General features: G+C 53.4%; 15 protein-coding genes. 9 read left to right on the forward strand and 6 right to left on the reverse strand.

The annotated features are described in order from the left end of the window. Nucleotides 1-64 precede the first annotated feature (64 nt). The 4 genes from BLX24_RS26725 (at nucleotide 65) to BLX24_RS26740 (ending at nucleotide 2521) form a co-directional block, all read left to right on the forward strand. Complete coding sequence (locus BLX24_RS26725; RefSeq protein ID WP_071506291.1) at nucleotides 65-1501, forward strand: NADP-dependent isocitrate dehydrogenase; 1437 nt, start codon at nucleotides 65-67, stop codon at nucleotides 1499-1501. 13 nt (nucleotides 1502-1514) lie between these two features. After that, entirely contained in the window at nucleotides 1515-1757 is a 243-nt protein-coding gene (locus BLX24_RS26730) for a hypothetical protein (RefSeq protein WP_071506292.1), read from the forward strand. Nucleotides 1758-1759: 2 nt separating this feature from the next. Further along, on the forward strand, nucleotides 1760-1939 hold the full coding sequence (locus BLX24_RS26735) for a hypothetical protein (protein ID WP_071506293.1): 180 nt from the start codon (nucleotides 1760-1762) through the stop codon (nucleotides 1937-1939). An 81-nt stretch (nucleotides 1940-2020) separates the two neighbouring features. Then, the gene (locus BLX24_RS26740) at nucleotides 2021-2521 is read left to right on the forward strand and encodes a hypothetical protein (protein WP_143092824.1); all 501 of its coding nucleotides are present in this window, start codon (nucleotides 2021-2023) and stop codon (nucleotides 2519-2521) included. Nucleotides 2522-2537: 16 nt separating this feature from the next. Here BLX24_RS26740 and BLX24_RS26745 read toward each other — a convergent pair whose 3' ends face one another. The 6 genes from BLX24_RS26745 to BLX24_RS26770 form a co-directional block, all read right to left on the reverse strand. Next, a complete protein-coding gene (locus BLX24_RS26745; protein WP_071506295.1) occupies nucleotides 2538-3893 on the reverse strand; it encodes an NAD(P)/FAD-dependent oxidoreductase in 1356 nt (451 codons plus the stop codon). Between the two features lie 84 nt (nucleotides 3894-3977). Further along, complete coding sequence (locus tag BLX24_RS26750; protein WP_071506296.1) at nucleotides 3978-5540, reverse strand: DUF1501 domain-containing protein; 1563 nt, start codon at nucleotides 5538-5540, stop codon at nucleotides 3978-3980. After that, nucleotides 5537-7090 (reverse strand): DUF1800 domain-containing protein, encoded by a 1554-nt coding sequence (locus BLX24_RS26755; RefSeq protein ID WP_071506297.1) that lies wholly within the window; start codon nucleotides 7088-7090, stop codon nucleotides 5537-5539. Before BLX24_RS26755 ends, BLX24_RS26750 begins: the two co-directional genes overlap by 4 nt. A gap of 294 nt (nucleotides 7091-7384) precedes the next feature. Continuing rightward, entirely contained in the window at nucleotides 7385-7837 is a 453-nt protein-coding gene (locus BLX24_RS26760; RefSeq protein WP_071506298.1) for a hypothetical protein, read from the reverse strand. A gap of 83 nt (nucleotides 7838-7920) precedes the next feature. Continuing rightward, nucleotides 7921-8487, reverse strand: coding sequence for a hypothetical protein (locus tag BLX24_RS26765; protein ID WP_071506299.1), 567 nt, complete (start codon nucleotides 8485-8487; stop codon nucleotides 7921-7923). Between the two features lie 183 nt (nucleotides 8488-8670). Beyond that, nucleotides 8671-9354: a MarR family winged helix-turn-helix transcriptional regulator gene (locus tag BLX24_RS26770; protein ID WP_071506300.1), complete on the reverse strand. Its 684-nt coding sequence runs from the start codon at nucleotides 9352-9354 to the stop codon at nucleotides 8671-8673. 511 nt (nucleotides 9355-9865) lie between these two features. Here BLX24_RS26770 and BLX24_RS26775 point away from each other — a divergent pair. The 5 genes from BLX24_RS26775 (at nucleotide 9866) to BLX24_RS26795 (ending at nucleotide 17598) form a co-directional block, all read left to right on the forward strand. Further along, nucleotides 9866-10549 carry an ABC transporter ATP-binding protein gene (locus tag BLX24_RS26775; protein WP_071506301.1) on the forward strand — a complete coding sequence of 228 codons (684 nt, stop codon included), beginning with the start codon at nucleotides 9866-9868 and terminating at the stop codon, nucleotides 10547-10549. Between the two features lie 35 nt (nucleotides 10550-10584). Beyond that, nucleotides 10585-11556, forward strand: a complete 972-nt coding sequence (locus BLX24_RS26780) for an HlyD family secretion protein (RefSeq protein WP_071506302.1) — start codon at nucleotides 10585-10587, stop codon at nucleotides 11554-11556. 12 nt (nucleotides 11557-11568) lie between these two features. Continuing rightward, on the forward strand, nucleotides 11569-12693 hold the full coding sequence (locus tag BLX24_RS26785; protein WP_071506303.1) for an ABC transporter permease: 1125 nt from the start codon (nucleotides 11569-11571) through the stop codon (nucleotides 12691-12693). A 42-nt stretch (nucleotides 12694-12735) separates the two neighbouring features. Further along, on the forward strand, nucleotides 12736-14055 hold the full coding sequence (locus tag BLX24_RS26790) for a TolC family protein (RefSeq protein ID WP_071506304.1): 1320 nt from the start codon (nucleotides 12736-12738) through the stop codon (nucleotides 14053-14055). A 387-nt stretch (nucleotides 14056-14442) separates the two neighbouring features. Beyond that, nucleotides 14443-17598 carry a SusC/RagA family TonB-linked outer membrane protein gene (locus BLX24_RS26795; protein ID WP_229201902.1) on the forward strand — a complete coding sequence of 1052 codons (3156 nt, stop codon included), beginning with the start codon at nucleotides 14443-14445 and terminating at the stop codon, nucleotides 17596-17598. The last annotated feature ends 15 nt before the right edge of the window (nucleotides 17599-17613 follow it).

Consider the following 17613-nt stretch of genomic DNA (forward strand, 5'->3'; position numbering starts at 1 on the left):
AAAGTTATATTTTTACTTATAATCTGCCTTTCTCAGTTTTGCACCGTCAATCAACGCAAAGAAAATGCAACGAATAACGGTAGCAAAAGGTGACGGTATCGGTCCCGAAATTATGGATGCCACGCTCTCAATCATTAAAGCCGCAGGGGCCCGGATTGAGATTGATGAAATTGAGATCGGTGAAAAAGTGTATCTGGCCGGCAATACCTCAGGTATTGCCCGGGAGTCGTGGGACATTATCCGCAGAAACAAGGTTTTTCTGAAGGCACCAATCACAACCCCCCAGGGGGGCGGTTACAAAAGCCTTAATGTGACGACCCGCAAATTTCTGGGCCTTTATGCAAACATCCGGCCTTGTGTCAGTCTGCATCCGTTTGTGAAAACCAAACACCCGCAGATGGATATCGTTATTGTGCGGGAAAACGAAGAAGATCTGTATGCGGGCATTGAACACCAGCAAACAGACGAAGTCGTGCAGTGTCTGAAGCTGATCAGCCGGCCGGGTTGCGAAAAAATTATCCGCTACGCCTTTGAGTATGCGGTCCGGTACGGCCGCCGTAAAGTGACCTGCTTTACGAAGGATAACATCATGAAACAGACCGACGGCTTGTTTCATCAGGTATTTGACGAGATCGCCCAGGAATATCCGTCGATCGAAAACGAACACTGGATTATCGACATCGGCGCGGCAAAAATGGCCGATACCCCCGAAGCGTTTGACGTGATCGTGATGCCGAACCTTTACGGCGATGTGCTGAGCGATGTTGCGGCGCAGATTGCCGGTTCGGTCGGGCTCGCCGGTTCGGCAAATATCGGGGAGGCCTGTGCCATGTTCGAAGCCATACACGGGTCTGCTCCGCGGCGGGCCGGGCAGAATATGGCCAATCCCTCGGGGCTGTTGCAGGGGGCCATTCAGATGCTTACCCATATCGGCCAGGCCGACGTTGCGGAGAAGGTACAGAATGCATGGCTCAAAACCATTGAGGACGGCATTCATACCTACGACATCTACAAAGAAGGTGTCAGTACGCAAAAGGTTGGTACAAAGGAGTTTGCCGAAGCCGTCATCAATAACCTCGGCCAGAAACCCGCGCAGCTGAAAGCGGTGCACTACGGCAACGGCTCCACGCTGAATCTGCCGAAGTATGTACGTAAGCCGGCGAAGAAAAAAGAGCTGCAGGGCGTAGATGTTTTCGTGCACTGGAACGGGGAGGATGCAGCACAGCTCGCCGCCCTTGTCGAACAACTGAATACACCGGCCGCACAGCTGAGTATGATTACAAACCGGGGCATCAAAGTATACCCCGATGGATTCCCTGAAACGTTTTGCACCGACCACTGGCGCTGCCGGTTCAAGCCTGCCGAAGGGGAACAGCTTACGAAGCAGGACATTATCCGGTTGCTCCAGGCCGCCGACGAAAAACATATCGATGTCATCAAAACAGAAAACCTGTATGCTTTCGATGGTAAACCGGCTTTTTCACTTGGACAGGGTCAATAATCACAGCGCGACAATGAACATACAACTGATCAAAGGCGATTTTACGCCGACCGAAGCAATCGATATCCTGACTGGCATGGTCAACGTGAAAATAAAATTTCACGAACGCAAAATCGCCGGAACAGACAGCGAAGAAGACATAAAAATGCGGGAGCGCAGAATCCGCCAGCTTCAGCAGTCGTTGCATGAAGCACGGCAACTGATGCTGGCGAAAGAAAAGCACTGTACGCTTACGGCAGATATCCTGATTGGCTGATCATGAAAAAAAAACTGCTCCCGTTGGGTTGTTTTCTGCCTTCATTACTCTGTATGCTGCTGGTGTTTAAGACAGACGATCAACTGCTGGCTGGTGTTTTAAAGGGTATTTCCCTGCTGCTGCTATTGCTGACCATAAAGTATCTGAGACAGGGCGGTTTTACGGATAATACACCGCTATAGGTGGGCGGTGTCTGTCCGCTTACGGCACTTCTGATTGTAGATCGATGACCATGTTTTGTGATTAAGCTGTTTATGGTGAGTATGTTACATGAGAATGGCCGGCATGCTACGAAGAGCATGCCGGCCAACAGGATAGGTACGTCAGGTGCCAATAATCTTTTTTTAGTGTGCCCGTTCTGTCAGATCGAGAATTTTATTGTCAAAGAAACGGGGGCGGTATTTTTTCTGACGGCACCGGCCGCCATTTTCCATATTTACGACAATGATTTTTTTGATCCTATTGACCGGTTGATCAGGGAGGAGAACATCAGTCACCTGTATGTGGTGGCAGATACGTCGTGTATGTTTGTACGGAACGTGCTGGAAAACCGGAATAAACGCGGAATCGCCTGCGAATCGCTGATCCGGGAGCTGGCAACTGATTATGACACCAATGAATCCCTCGCGGCCAAAGTCGTGACGCAGGAAATCCAGCTGCTGAGCCGGAAAAAGCTCTTTGCTGAGCGGATTGCTGCCGGAACGCTCTCCATGTACGCGCTGCTGACTAACAAATCGGATAACAGCATTACCATCATTGCGTAACAATCTGCATGGCTGTTTAGCTGAATAACCGGCTTAGCCAGTTTTTTGGGGCTGCGGGCACGGATACGGCCATTTCCGGAAACATTTCGTTGAAGCGGCTGACAATGGCCGGTTCGTGGCGCTGCACAAATTCAGGATCAAAATTGGTGTCGGCTATGTGCGCCATAACCTGTTGAACCGGAGCGCCGGTTTGGATCCATTGCTCCCAGATACCCTGCCGTTGCCGGATTCCGAACGTATGCATACCTGTTACGGCCCGCCGGTCATCGCCCGTAAAGACGATCCGGAGCGCTTTGGCCTGTTCGGGATGTTGCCAGTAAAGGCTTTGCAGGCTGCCATCGGCAGGGAGTCTGGCCGGAACGAGCCCGTAGGTCTGGTATTCGATGTCGAAGAATTTTGCGGAGTTGAAAAAAACGCCGGGCTGGTAAGCTGTCCGCTTGCCCAGAATGGTTTTGGCAACGGTTTCACCCATGATGCGGCCGGTATACCAGATCTGCTCAACGGCTTTCCGCCCGGTTGGCGGTGTGCGGTGCTGAACGCAGTCGCCGATGGCGTATACATCCGGTACGTTAGTTTCCAGAAACGCGTTGACCAGAATTCCCCGGTCGGTGTCGATGCCTGTGCCGCGCAAGAGGCTGATCTGTGGCCGGACCCCAATGGCGATGCCGGCGAACTGGGCCGGAATGAGGTCGCCGCGGGTTGTCCGGACGGAACTGATCCGCCCCGTTCCGTCGTCAATCAGTTCCGCGAGTTCGGTCGATAGACGGAGGTCAATGGTATGGTCACGGATATGCTGCGAGATCATTGCCGATTCGGCTTCGGGGAGCGTATGATTCCAGAAGCTGCTTTCCCGGACCAGAAACGTTACCTGAATACCCCGCGACAGGAGCATTTCGGCCATCTCGATGCCGATCAGGCCACCACCGGCCACGACCGCCTGCCGGATGCCTTTGGTATCGGTGTCCATCTGTTCCAGATCCTGCAGACTGTACAGGCCCTGCACACCCGTCAGTTGCTGCCCTGCGTGGCCCGGTAGGCCGATCTCATTGGGGGTTGAGCCGAGCGCCAGCACCAGTACATCATAGCGAATACGCCGCCCGTCTGTGAGTGTCAGATGCCGGCCACCGGTGTCGATCCGGTCAACGCGGGCATGGACCAGGTCAATCCGGTTTTTGGCCCAGAACCAATCTTCGTAGGGCTTGGTATGCTGGTACTGCATGTGGCCCATGTAGATGTACATGAGTGCGGTACGGGAGAAAAAATGCTCCGTTTCAGACGAAATGACCGTGATGGAGTCAGCACTGTGTTTGCGGATTTCGCGGGCGGCGGTGATGCCCGAAATGCCGTTGCCGATGATGACGATTGAGCGCATAGCAAAGCCGGATAGGGTGTAAATATAGACGAAAAGAGCCGTCTGATTGTTTCAGACGGCTCTTTTCAATAGATCAAATTTAATCTAGCGCGTTACCAGCAGGCGTTTGCTGATCCGTTGCTGATCCGTTTCGACATGAATGATGTAAGTACCCATCGGCAGGTCGCGGACCGTCAGCTGAAACTGATCGGCCGACAGGCGGCGGGTCGGCACGCGCTGCCACTGGCCGGCAGAATTCAGGACATCGACCGTATGGACCTCGCCCCGTAATACATCGGATTGCAGGAACACTTCGCTCGACGCCGGATTCGGATAGAGCCGGAAGTCGGCGACCGGGTCTTCGGTACCCAGATAAAGCTGCTGGAAAATCGGCAGCAGCTGAAAACTCTGTTGCAGTACACTCGTCACGGTTGATGTTGTTTCGCCCAGCCAGTCGGTCAGCAGTGTGGCATAAATCTGCCGGAAGTCATACTGCATTTTCAGGTTCCCGTTGTCGAGATCGGACAGGTTCGGGGTTTTCCCGATAAACTGTGTTTTCACGCCTTTGCCAAATACAAACACCGGAGCGGCCGTGCCGTGGTCGGTGCCGATGCTGCCATTCGACGCCACCCGCCGCCCGAACTCCGAGAACGTCATGCCGGCCACACGGTCTTCGGTACCCTGGGCTTTCAGGTCGTCCATAAAGGCCTTAATGCCGTCGGATACCTGTTTAAGCAGGGTTGCATGCGTGCCGGTAGTGGTATCGGTAGCGGTTGTCTGACTGGCATGGGTATCAAAACCGCCCAGTGAGACATAATAGACCTTCGTGCGTGAACCCCCGTGAATCAGCCGCGCCACAATTTTGAGCTGGTCGGCCAGGCTGTTGCTGGTTGGGTACGTGACGAGGTTTTTGCCCTTTGTGGCCGCCGCTTTGAGCTGAGCGGCATACTGGACCGACGATACCTGTTGTTGCCGGATAAACGTAAGGTTGCGGCCGGCAGGGGTATTCGTACCGGTGCCGGGATCCTGTACGGCTTTGTCGCCTACCAGCGCGGCAAAGGTATCGGGGTTCTGAATCGCAATCGCCATCGACTGGCTGGGGCCTAACAGTGCCGTTGACGCAATGGCGCTGATTTGTACCGCCAGCGGGTCGGGCATGCTCGGGCTCGGGTATTTGTCGGGATAGCCCGGATATTCGGTATTCAGGTAACGTCCCAGCCATCCGGTTGTCAGGGTCTGGTTGGCGTTGGCACCGGTAAACCAGATGTCGCTGGCACGGAAGTGTGAAAAGTTGGGCGACGGGTACGAAACACCCTGCACAATCGACAGCTTACCGTCGTTGGCCAGGGTTTGCAGGCCGGTCATGGCCGGATGCAGGCCCGTGGTCAGCGTATTATATAGCTTCAGTGCTTTGGTTTCGGGAATGGCAATGTTCGACCGTAGCGAGGTGTATTTGCTCATCTGGTCGAGTGGCAGTACCATGTTAATGCCGTCGTTTCCGCCGTTGAGCTGGATCATGACCAGTACGCGGTCGTTCACATCGGCCAGTTTAGCCAATGCCTGGACAAAGGCCGATTCCTGTCCGAACGCGCGCGCACCGTAGCCATCAAAAAGCACCGGAAGCATCATGCCGGCGGCGGCCTGTTTTAGAAAATGACGACGTTTCATAGAAGTTGGAATTCGGCCATGCGGAGTAGGTACAGAAATAAATTCGTAAGCTTCATTTTCACGACCGTACGTTTGGCCGCAATGTTGTTCTGCGTGGCGTCTACCCAGTCGCCCGGCCATTCGTAGCGCGGCAATCCGGCCAGCAGCACCGTATCCACCAGAAAATCCTTTTGTGCGTTGGTGAGTGCGGCCGCGAAGAGCTGGCCCGTCAGATCGTCGACCAGTTTAAAGGCATCCGAAGGATCGGGCAAGGATTTAGCTACCTCAACCGGGTCAAACGTATAGGCTTTACCGTTTACTTTTATCAGGCCGTTCACCAACTGATCGGTAAAATAGGCCCGTAAGGCCAGTGTGCTGGCCGAAATCCATGCCTGGTAGTAACCGGTATCATAATAAGCCTCCCAGCCAAAAACCGTTGGCTGGTCCATCAGATTTTGCTGCTGCTCGCGGGCGCGGGTCAGCAGGTAATTGGTAAATGTGTAGAAGTTGGTCGTGTCTTTGACCGGGTCGGGCGGGGTAACCTTAAACCAGCGCAGAGCCCCTACAATCAGATCAACCGGCGACTTAATAATGGCACCTGTCAGGGTATCTTCGTAAAAATGGCTGCTGGTAAACAGGGCCGTCAATACCGGCTTGATCTGGTAATTGCTATCGCGGAAAATTTTGGCCAGGGGCTCAATGTAATTTTTCTCTATATCGGCCGTAATGTCGGAACTGACAAACCAGATGTAGAGTTTCCGGACGATAAAACGTGCCGTTTCTGCCTGAGCCAGAATCATTTTGATCAGGTCGGCGATTTCTTCATCGCCCGCCGTAGCTGTAGTCCGGCCTTTAATGAGTACGGAGCCATACAGTTCCGAAAAGGCTTTGTCGAGCGTATCGTGCTGCGCAATCCGGAACGTCGAACCAATCGTCGGAATGGTTGTGTTGCGGTAGCCGGTATCAGTCCAGCCTGTCAGAACACGGGCGGCGGCCTTCACGTCGGCTTCGGTATAATTGCCCTTGCCGAGGCCGATAGTAAACAGTTCCTGTAATTCACGGGCATAGTTTTCGTTGGCTTTGCCCTGTGTATTCTGGTTGCCGTTCAGATACCGGAGCATCGACGGATCTTTGGTGACCGCAATCACAAAGTCGGAGAAATTACCGAGTGCATGTTGCCGGAGCAGCATGTTGTAACGGTACATAAACCGGCTGTCGTTGACCTCGGCGAAGGTTGTAACAAAATGATTTTGCCAGAACAAGACCATTTTTTCCTGTACCGATGTCCCTTCGCTGATCATCAGGTTCAACCACCAGCCTTTGAGCCAGTTCTGGTGGTTGCCCTGCGATGCTTCTACGAAGGGTTTATCGGTGTAGGTCTGCCCCGTTGTGGCGTCGAGGGGAGGGGCAGGTACCGGCTGATCGGCCAGCAACGTCGTTACGGCGGTTGCCGGTTTCATACCGGTAAAGGTCTTGACCTGCTCAGGCGTTGGCCCGGGCGTTGCCCGTCTGAGCAGGTGTGCCGCCTGCGCAGCGGTCAGTGGCTGGGTAATCGGAGTTAGCCAGGGCATATGGTTTCATTAGCTGTCGGAACGAAAACCTTTCTTTCCGGTTTGTAGGGTCGGACAGAAATTTTCATCGAACCGTTGCATGCTGATTGATAAGATTTTTGATTTATACGTGGTTAGTGATTAACTAAATAAAAGAACCAGTATAAACTACTCATTAACAAGTAATACATAGTGTTCTAATACTACGTTAAGTTAATAAATCAAATTATGAATTGCTTATTAAATTGTTCTTAAAAGCACAAAGCCCTGTCAGGGCGACAGGGCTTTGTGCGGAACCGGATAATTGGTTAGCGGCTAGAACAGCTTATTCCAGGCGTCTTTGGCTTTTTCTTTCAGCTCGTCAAACTGCTCCGATGCTTCGGCCTTCAGCTCATCGAACTTCTTCTCGGCAGCTTCCAGGGTTTCGGCGGCTTCGGCTTTCAGTTCGCTTAATTTTTCGGCGGCGTCTTCTTTAAACTCCGACAGTTCTTCACCGGCTTCGGCTTTCAGGCTATCGAATTTGGCCGAGGCTGTGGCCGCGACTTCGCCCGCTTCAGCCTTAAGTTCGGCAAGCTTTGCCGATGCCTGGGTTTTCAGTCCGTCGACATCGACCTCCGCCGCCATTTCATTCACTTTGTTAACAACCTGGTCTTTCAGTTCACCGAGCTTCTCCGAAGCAGCATTGATCTGGGCACCGGCTTCTGATTTCAGGGCGTCAATTTTATCGGAAACAGTCTCTTTGGCTTCGTTTTTTGCGTTCTCTTCCATGTGTCAGAATGGTTAGTAATAAGCCTGTAAGTTAGATGGTCTTGCTGACTTTTTCAATGACTTCGGGCATACCGTTTGCTAACTTATCCAATCCGGCGTATAATCAGATTACTGACGAGCTCAAAAAGCATTTTCGGCTTTAAGGTCCGCCAGTTACCGACCTGAAGCGTACCCCCGAAATTGATGTAATAGTCGAGGTGGTATTTCTTCCATTCACGCTCAATAAACTCCGGTACGTTGATGGCCGCGATCCAGCCTTCTTCCACATCGTCGAACCACTCTTCGTAGTAGCTGTCATCGGAGCCGTGGAAGTTGAGGAGATTCTCTGTCACGAGCAGGTAATGGTTGATTCCCTCTTCATTGAGCAGGTCGACCACCTGGCGTTTCAGGTACATGATGTCGTTATGGAGCGTGTCGTTCCATTCGCCAAACAGCTCAATGATGGCATACCGGCGTTCATAATCCACAAACAGGATTTTGCAATAGAGCGTTTCGGAGCCGATTTCATCCCAGAGCGGATGAATGTAATAGCCATAGATGGTGTTTTCGTACTGATTCAGATTATACTCCCGTCCGTAAAAGGGAGAGCGCTCGTCATCGGCCGAGACGTAATATTTTTCCCAACCGTAGTAAGGTTCGATGTCTTGCATGGGGTAAAGAGCGGTCTGCTGCCGCGGTGAAAGAGCAAAAGAATGAAAGAGCAATCGGCGCAGTCCGGCCGCCCCACGGTGAAGGAGCGGGCCGCTGCTACGGTAAAAGAACAAACAGGACTTTTGTTGCTCATACGCCCTGATAACACCGGAAACCCGGAATTGGTTGGCTTTAAGCAGACCTTATGATGCTTCGGACATACGGGTGTATACCTCTTCGAAACCGGCATTCCGCAGGTCCTTGTAGTGGTCGGCGTGATAGATGGCCAGCCGGTCGAGCAGGTGTACCAGAACCGCTTTTTCGCCCTCGGTCAGGGTACCGAAAGCGATGTCGGCCACGCGGGTCAGTTCGGGAAAACACTGCTGCACGACGGCCATCCCCTGCGGGGTAATCCGGAGCCGTTTCGAGCGCCGGTCGGTCTCGTCCGGAAACTCTTCGATATACTCCATTTTGATCAGCCGGTTGATGATGTCGATCCCCGACGGAAACTCCGACAGCATCTCATAAATCAGCTCGCTTTTCTTGGGCGTACCCATCTGCAGCAGCGCCATCAGATAAAGCGGATCGTCGATCCCCTTAAAATTGAGGGGCTGCATGGCTTTTTTGGAATAGATCGTCGCGTAGCGCGACAGCTTGCCGACCAGGGAGCCCAGCCGCGCATCCATGCTCATGGGCACACTTGCCCGGGGGGCCTGGCTGCTCAGGCTATCGGCCCATTGTACCGCATCGGTGGTTGGTGGGGCAAAGGCCGAGTGTTCGGTCAGGTAATGTAAACAAAAATCGGCCAGGCCGGCGTTCGGATGCTGTTCGCTATAGGCTGCCCACCGATTGACTAACTCAACTAATTTTTTTTCTCCGCTGTCCATTATACTATGATTTCATAGCTTTTGCTATAAATATACGTAAAAAGAGGACAAAAAGTTTTAGGTTAGCTAGTAATGGGAAGAGGTTCAGGCGTTTGTTGTTAAGGACCCAAGGCTAAAATCCGGTTGTTGATAATGGCAAGCCCGCCTTTATAATGGTTTAGGTATAAATGGCAGTAAAACAATAAGATGATGGTTTGTTACCAACACTGACTGAATAACAAGCTAAACGTATTACTGGAAGTGCTCTCTGAAATGCCTAAAAGGCAGGGTTGAGAATGACCGAAAACACCCGGGTTTTGACAGATTAAATACCTGCCTGTTCCTATAGGAAGACTGATCTGTTAACAATTCCGGGTAGGTGGCCCCCCGGTTAAATTCATAAGATCTTGTCCCTGAAAAAGGCCTTTCCTTTCGCCACCGTAAAAAATTCTTCCTCCCTATACTTACTTTTAAAACCTTTTTACTTCATTACGGTTTCATAGTAAAAATAATTAATAGCCGTTTATAAGCTATGATTGCAGAGCTTAAGTCTGTAGGGAAAGAATACAAAACGGGGGACCAGACCATTGTGGCGCTGCAACCGACGTCGCTTACTCTGAATGAAGGTGAGTTGCTGCTCATCATCGGGCCGTCGGGGTCTGGTAAGACGACCTTGTTGTCGTTGCTCGGCTGTGTCATTTATCCGAGTTACGGGGATTTGTGGGTCGACGGAAAGCATGTGAACAAACTGAACGCATCGGAGCTGGCCCAGCTCCGGCTGAACACCATCGGCTTTGTTTTCCAGAACTTTAACCTGCTGGCCCCGCTGACGGCGGAAGAAAACGTGATGATGCCGCTCCAGTTGCAGGGGGTCAACGCACGCGAGGCCCGTCAACGCACCGAGGAGGCCCTGGCCATTGTGGGCATGACCGACCGGCGCAAAAACCTGCCCAAAGCCCTCTCGGGCGGGCAGCAGCAGCGCATTGCCGTGGCGCGTGCGCTGGTGACTAACCCCAAACTCGTCCTCTGCGACGAACCCACGGCCTCGCTCGACAAAAACTCCATGGGCGTGGTCATGAACGAACTGCGGCAACTCGCCGATCAGGGCAAATCGGTGGCCGTCGTCACCCACGACCCGCGCCTGAAAAGCTACGCCCACCGCATTGTGGAGGTCGAAAACGGCGAGGTGACCGAAGTAAGCGGGTTCGACGCCTGAACGAAAAAGAACAACGAGGAGATCTATACGCTATCATGAAACGACTACCTATACTGTGTATCGCGCTGGGGTTGCTCGCCTGCGGGGGCAAAGACGACAGCGCCAAAAACAAAGCCGCTACCGATTCGCTGACCACCACCCGAAAGCCGGTTTCGGTCAACGAGGTGCTGGGCATCGCCATCATTGAACCCGAAGCGCTCATTACGGAGCTGTCGGCGGAGACCGGCGGCCTGATCCGTGACGTGAAGGTGAACATCGGCGATAAACTGACCAAAGGCCAGACCATTCTGGTGCTCGACAATGCCGTCGAGTCGGCACAGTTGCGGCAGGCGACCACCAAAATCGGGACGCAGCAGGATGCTATCGAAGCCGCCCGCCAGAACCTGAACAAGCTCCGCCTGCAGCTGACCAAAGCACAGGCCGATCTGCAGCGCGACGAAAAGCTCTTTAAAGGCAACGCGCTGACTCAGAAAGAACTCGAAGACTCCCGCTATACGGTAGCGGATGTGCAGCAGCAGATTAACGCCGCCGAAGCCGAACTCAAACAAAGCCAGAGCCGGATTACCGAACTCAGGGCCGACATCGGCTATTACAACACGGTGCAGGGACAAAAAACGGTGAAGGCCCCCGCCGATGGCACGCTGCTGTCGCTCGACGCGAAGGTTGGCCAATACCTGACCACGAACCAGTCGATCGGGGAGTTTGCACCGGCGGGTCCGCTGATTGCCCTGACAGAAATCGATGAGCTGTTTGCGATTAAAATAAAAGTCGGGCAGAAGGCTATTATCCGGCCACAGGGCAGCAACGAAGTTCTGACGACGGGGACGGTAGTCCTGACCTCGCCCTACCTGCGCAAGAAATCCCTGTTTTCGGATAATACCGGTAATCTGGAAGACCGGCGGGTCCGGGAGGTGCGGGTGAAAATCGACGAGCCCGACAAGGTGCTGATCGGAGCCCGCGTCGAATGTCTCATTCAGGTAGGCAATCAGTCGGCTGCTCAGCCATAGCCCCCTCCGCGTATGTTAAAAACGGCGTTTAAGTTCATAAAATACGATAAGCCCAAGTCGATCGGTGCGTTGGCGGGCATTATCATTTCGGTGTTTCTGATCGGGCAGCAGGCAGGGGTGTTTATCTTCCTGACCGATGCCATGAAGAGCCTGGTGGCTAATAATCAGGACTATATCTGGGTGACCGACGAAACCACCCGCAACGCCAACCAACTGTCGCCTCTGGATGTCCGGAAGGGCCGTGAGATTGCGTCGTTGCCGGGCGTTGAGCGCGTGTATCCGGTGGTGATCGCGTCGGGGGCCGCTAAGTTTGCCAACGGAGCGATTGGCGGCCTGGCCCTGATCGGCTCCGAAGCGCCGGATTTTGTCGGCGGACCGTGGCGGCTCTATACCGCCCGCAAGGAAGATATGCTGCCCGAAGGAGCCATCCTGACCGATTTCTACGATGCCAAAGCCCTCGGCGGGCTGAAAGAAGGCGACTACTTCGAAGTAAACGGCAAGAAGGTGTACAACGCCGGGCTCACCAAAGGGGTGCGCGGCTTCGGAGCGGGGACCTACACGTTCACAACCATTGAGCGCGCCCGTGCGCTGACCGGTTTTTCGAACGACAAGGTCAGTTTTTACCTCGTCAAATGGAAGGCCGGGACCGATCCGGCAGCGGTTATTCAGGCCATTAATCAGACCATCAACGGGGTGCGGGCGTGGGATGCCGAAGATTTTGCCCAAACGACGGTAAAAACCGTACTGGCGACGAACGGCATTGCAGCCTCGTTCGGCAGCCTCATTGGTTTCGCGATCATTTCGGGGCTGGTCATCATTGGCCTGACGCTTTATTCGGCGGCCATCGACCGGATCAAGGACTACGGTACACTCAAGGCCATCGGGGCGACCAACGGCTACATCCGCCGCCTGATTCTGACGCAGGCGCTCCTGTTTGCCCTGCTGGGTTATGTGGTCGGGCGGCTGCTGGTGGAGGGCTTCCGGTTTGGCATTGCCCAGTCGGGCACGCTGTTTTATTTCCCTGCCTGGTTCGAATATGCGCTGTTTGCCATTACGCTTTTCATTTCGCTGGGCGGTAGTCTGTTCGCCATCCGGCGGATCACGGCGCTGGAACCTGCTCAGGTGTTCAGGGGGTAGGGTCGAGCGAAAAGCAATACATGTTTAAGAGACTATTTAACTATGAGAAACAGCATTTATATAGTTGCTTATCTGGTTTGCTGGCTGACAGGCAGCGCCCTTGCGCAGACGCCGGTTACGCTGGAGGAGGCCCTGCGGCTGGGGCAGGAAAACCGGCTGGAACTGAAGGGCGGGCAACTCCAGCTTCGCATTGCCGAAGGACAGGAGGCCAAACGGCAGGCGGGCTGGTTGCCGCAGGTCAACGCATCGGCCGATTTGCGGTGGAATACGCAGATTCAGACGAGTGTGCTGAAAGATGCTCCCTTTGCCAACGGGCAGGATGTACGGGTAAAATTCGGGGTGCCGTTTAACAATCTGCTGGGCGCACAGGCCGACCAGAAAATTTATGACGCCCAGTCACGGGTAGACCGGAAACTAAACCAGGTCGGCGTGGAAAGTGAACAGGCCGGTCTGGAAAAACTCCGTATCGACGTCAGACAGCAGATTACCGAAGCCTACTATCAGGCGGTGTTCAACCGCGAAAAACTCCGGTTGTCGGAAGGCGCCCGGCAACGGGCACAGCGGTATCTGGAGCAGGCACAGACGCGCTTCGACGCCGGTTCGCTGCTCAAAACCGATTTCGATCGCTTTGGGCTTGACCTGAGCAACGCCGAACTGACTCACCGCAACAACCAGCGGGAGTATGCACTGAGTCTGGACAATCTGCGCTACCGGCTGAACGTACCGGAGAGCCAGCCGGTGGTGCCCGCCGATTCGCTGGGAGCGTTGTTTGCGCAGGAGAAAACCGAAGCCGCGCTTATGGGTGAGCCGGCACAGCGCATTGAGGTGCGACAGGAGGAACTGAACCGGCAAACCAATCTGCTGAACCAGCAGCGCGAACGGGCACGGCTCTCGCCGACCGTTTCGGCCTATGGGGCGTATTATGTCCAGCAATTCAACGATGTCTTTAATCCGTTTACGGCCAATACGTGGTTTCCGTACAACTATCTGGGGCTCAAGGTGAACATTCCGCTGTTTGATGGCCGGCAGACGCGGCTGAATCAACAGGAGTATAGGTTGCGCGCACAGATCAGTCAGACGACAATTGACCGCATTCGGGCGGATGTGGGTTATGAAACGAAAAGTGCCCTGAACGCCCTGGTGCAGGCCCGCGATAATCTGACCGAAACCCGCCGGAATATTACCCAGGCACAGGCCATTCTGGCGGTTGACCGGGTGCGTTTCGATGCCGGCACGCTGTTGCTGGCCGACTTCCGGAATAGTGAGTATACCCTGCAAAACGCGGAAAACAATTACCTGAAGGCTGTATATGACGTACTGGTCGGGCAGTTACAGCTGAAAAAAGCATTGGGTAAGCTGTAATACCGGATCAGGTTTATTAGTCCCTGTAATCTATCTGTTAATGAGCTATATAGGTTCGTTAAGCCGGTAGGTTACAGGGACTACTAGTTTTATTCTATAAATTTTGTCTACTTACTTGGAGGTTACACATTTATCCGTTTACCTTTAGGCCATCATTAATCAGGAAGCCTGCACGTAGTCGTGATTTAGATTAACAGGGGAGACGTGTTCATATACGTTGGTATGTAGATGTTCCGGTGTAGTTATGCTTAATCAAGGCTGAATTTGCTTGGTAAACTAAAAGGTTATTACTTAATCTAAGTTACTCATAATCGTTATATGCAACACATTCTACCTACACATTCCTTTGACAGAGGCCGGGTTCGGGACCGGCTTCGCAACCTGGTCTTGTTCGCACTATTTATTTGCCTGGCCTTTTCGGCCCTGGCCCAGAAGCAGATAACCGGTAAGGTAATCGATGCCGCATCGGGTGACGTTCTGGCGGGGGCTACCGTACAAATCAAGGCGGCTAATCAAGGCGCTACCACGGACGCCGAAGGGCGCTACCGGCTGAGTATTCCGGCCGATCTCGCATCTCCGGTTCTGATTTTTTCTTTTATCGGCTACCAGCCGCTTGAAGTCGCCGTCGGTAATCGTTCGGTGGTAGATGTTCGTTTATCCAATGCAACCAATGCCCTCAATGAAGTGGTGGTGGTAGGCTATGGTGTGCAGAACCGGCGGGATATTACCACTGCTATCGGATCGGTGCGGGCGCGGGATATCGCCAACCAGCCTGTTGTCAGTTTTGATAATGCGCTCGCGGCCCGGATTGCCGGCGTGCAGGTTACCCAAACGTCGGGGGCTCCCGGTGCTGCGCTGCAAGTGCGGGTCCGGGGAACGGGGTCAATTAGTGCGGGTCTTGATCCACTGTATGTTATTGATGGTGTACCGCTCGCTCGTGATACCAAATTCGCAACGGGCAGTACCAATACACAGTTTCCGGATAACCCGATCAATGTGCTGAGCACCATCAATACTGATGACATTGAGAGCATTGAGGTACTGAAAGATGCTTCTGCTGCGGCTATTTATGGCTCACGAGGCTCAAACGGCGTCGTGCTGCTGACAACCAAACGGGGTAAGGAAGGGAAGACAACCATAAACTATGATACCTACGCAGGCGTGCAGAATGTGTCTAAAAAGCTCGATTTGCTCAATGCCTATCAGTATGCGACCTTAAACGCCGAGGCCAAAAATAATGCCTACATCGACCGTAACCCAACCGGCAAAATCACGGATCCCAATGATGTACGGCAACGGGGTGTTGGCGCACCCAGTACGCTCATTCCGCCTCAGGTTGTCCCCTATTTGTCCGGGCAGTCCGGATTAACCAACACCGACTGGCAGGATGAAATTTTCCGGTCTGCACCCATTCAGAATCATACGTTATCAATCAGCGGGGGTAATACCAATGTGCGCTATTTCGTCTCCGGTAATTATTTAGATCAGCGGGGAACGGTCATCAACTCGGGGTATAAGCGCTATGGTGCCCGGGCAAATCTTGATATCAAAAGCGGACGGCTGACGGTTGGTTTTAACTTAAATCCATCCTACTCGTATCACGATCTCATTAAAGCCGAAGGCCCGTATCTGGCCGATGGCATTATTGGCCTTGCGGTGCAGATGGCGCCGATCTGGCCTGTTTATAACCCTGATGGTACGTATAATTTCGACGCCAACGGCTGGGGATACGGTGCTACGTCTATCCTGAATCCGGTGGCGATTGCCCGGGAAGTGAAAGACAAACTAGGCCAGCTGCGCCTGCTGGGAAACGCGTATGCCCAGTATGATATTGCTGCCGGGCTCTCGTATCGGCTGAGCCTTGGGGGAGACATTAATAATTTCCAGCGCGATTACTACCGGCCGTCTACGGTTGAAATCCGTGACCGTAAGGGGCCGTCTATCCCAACGGGCTTTTCCCGGACCCAAAATGCCATCAACTGGCTGATGGAGCATACCCTGAATTACAACCGGTCGTTCGGGAAACACAATGTGTCGACGCTACTCGGTTTCTCGGCCCAGAAAGACCGCCGAACGGCCACGGAGCTGACAGCGACCAACTTCCCGAACGATCTGGTGCAAACCCTGAATGCCGGGCAGGTATCGGCGGGCGGGTCCGACATTCAGGAATGGTCACTGCTGTCGTATCTGGGTCGTGTTCAGTACGATTACGCCGGGAAATACCTGCTGTCAGGGGCTATTCGGGCGGATGCCTCATCGCGGTTCGGAGCCGCCAATCGCTGGGGCTATTTCCCGAGTATATCCGCTGGCTGGAACATCTCGCAGGAGTCGTTCCTGAAGAATGCCTCGTGGGTCAACGACCTGAAAATCCGGGCGAGTTATGGCCTTACCGGAAACTTCCAGATTCCGAATTATGGCTCCGTCAGTTTGCTGAACTACCAGAATTATATCCTTGGATCCGATGTGCTGGTCAGTGGGTTGGCTCCCGGCAACTCTGCCAATGACCGGCTGAAGTGGGAAACAACGGCTATGTTCGATGTTGGGTTTGATGCTAATTTCTTCCGTAATCAATTGACCCTGACCGTTGATTATTACAATGCCAACACGTCTAACTTGTTGTTGAATGTACCGGTCCCGCGTGCCTCAGGGTTCAGTACAGAACTACAGAATATCGGTAAAGTCAACAACCAGGGGCTTGAAGTTACGCTTGGTACTCAGCAAACCTTCGGGCGTTTCCGGTGGAATGCCAGTGCCAACATCGCCACCAATCAAAATAAAGTAAAAGCCCTGGGGCCGTCCGGCGATCCGATCATCGTGTCGGGCGGGGTCGCGGGAGCGCAGTTTATTACCCGCATTGGCGAACCCATCGGCCAATACTGGACCATGCAGCTTGACGGTGTTTTCCGGAATCAGGCCGCTGTTGATGCCTACCCGCATACGTCTACAACCAAACCGGGCGATTTCAAATTTGTCGACATAAACAAAGATGGTAAAATAGATTTCAGCAGTGACCGGACGGTGACCGGAAGCTATTTCCCTAAATACACATTTGGGTTTAACACCAATCTGTCTTATGCTGATTTTGACCTTGGTGCGACCATACAGGGAACTCAGGGCAACAAGATTCTGAACCTGATCCGGCGGTATATCTATAACTCCGAAGGGAACGGGAATCAGTTCCGTGGCGCCCTTGACCGGTGGCAGTCAGACACTAATCCCGGTAGCGGGCTGGTCAACCGGGCTAACCGGCTGGCAACAGGCTCTAACGGAGAGATTTCGACGTGGCATATCGAAGATGGTTCGTTTGTGCGTATCCGTACGCTGACGCTGGGATACACACTGCCCAAAGCGCTGCTGCAACGGTTACGGCTGAACCGGGCCCGTCTGTATGTGACCACCCAAAATCCATTTACCTTCACGAAATACAGTGGCTATAACCCTGAGGTGAGCGCACGGCCTGATAATGCCCTGTCTCCAGGCGAAGATTACGGTACTTACCCCATTGCTCGTACTACCTCTATCGGTCTCAACCTCAGCTTCTGATCTCCCATGCAACTC

Origin of the sequence: Arsenicibacter rosenii, assembly GCF_001870735.1 — a bacterium.
Taxonomy (GTDB): domain Bacteria; phylum Bacteroidota; class Bacteroidia; order Cytophagales; family Spirosomataceae; genus Arsenicibacter; species Arsenicibacter rosenii.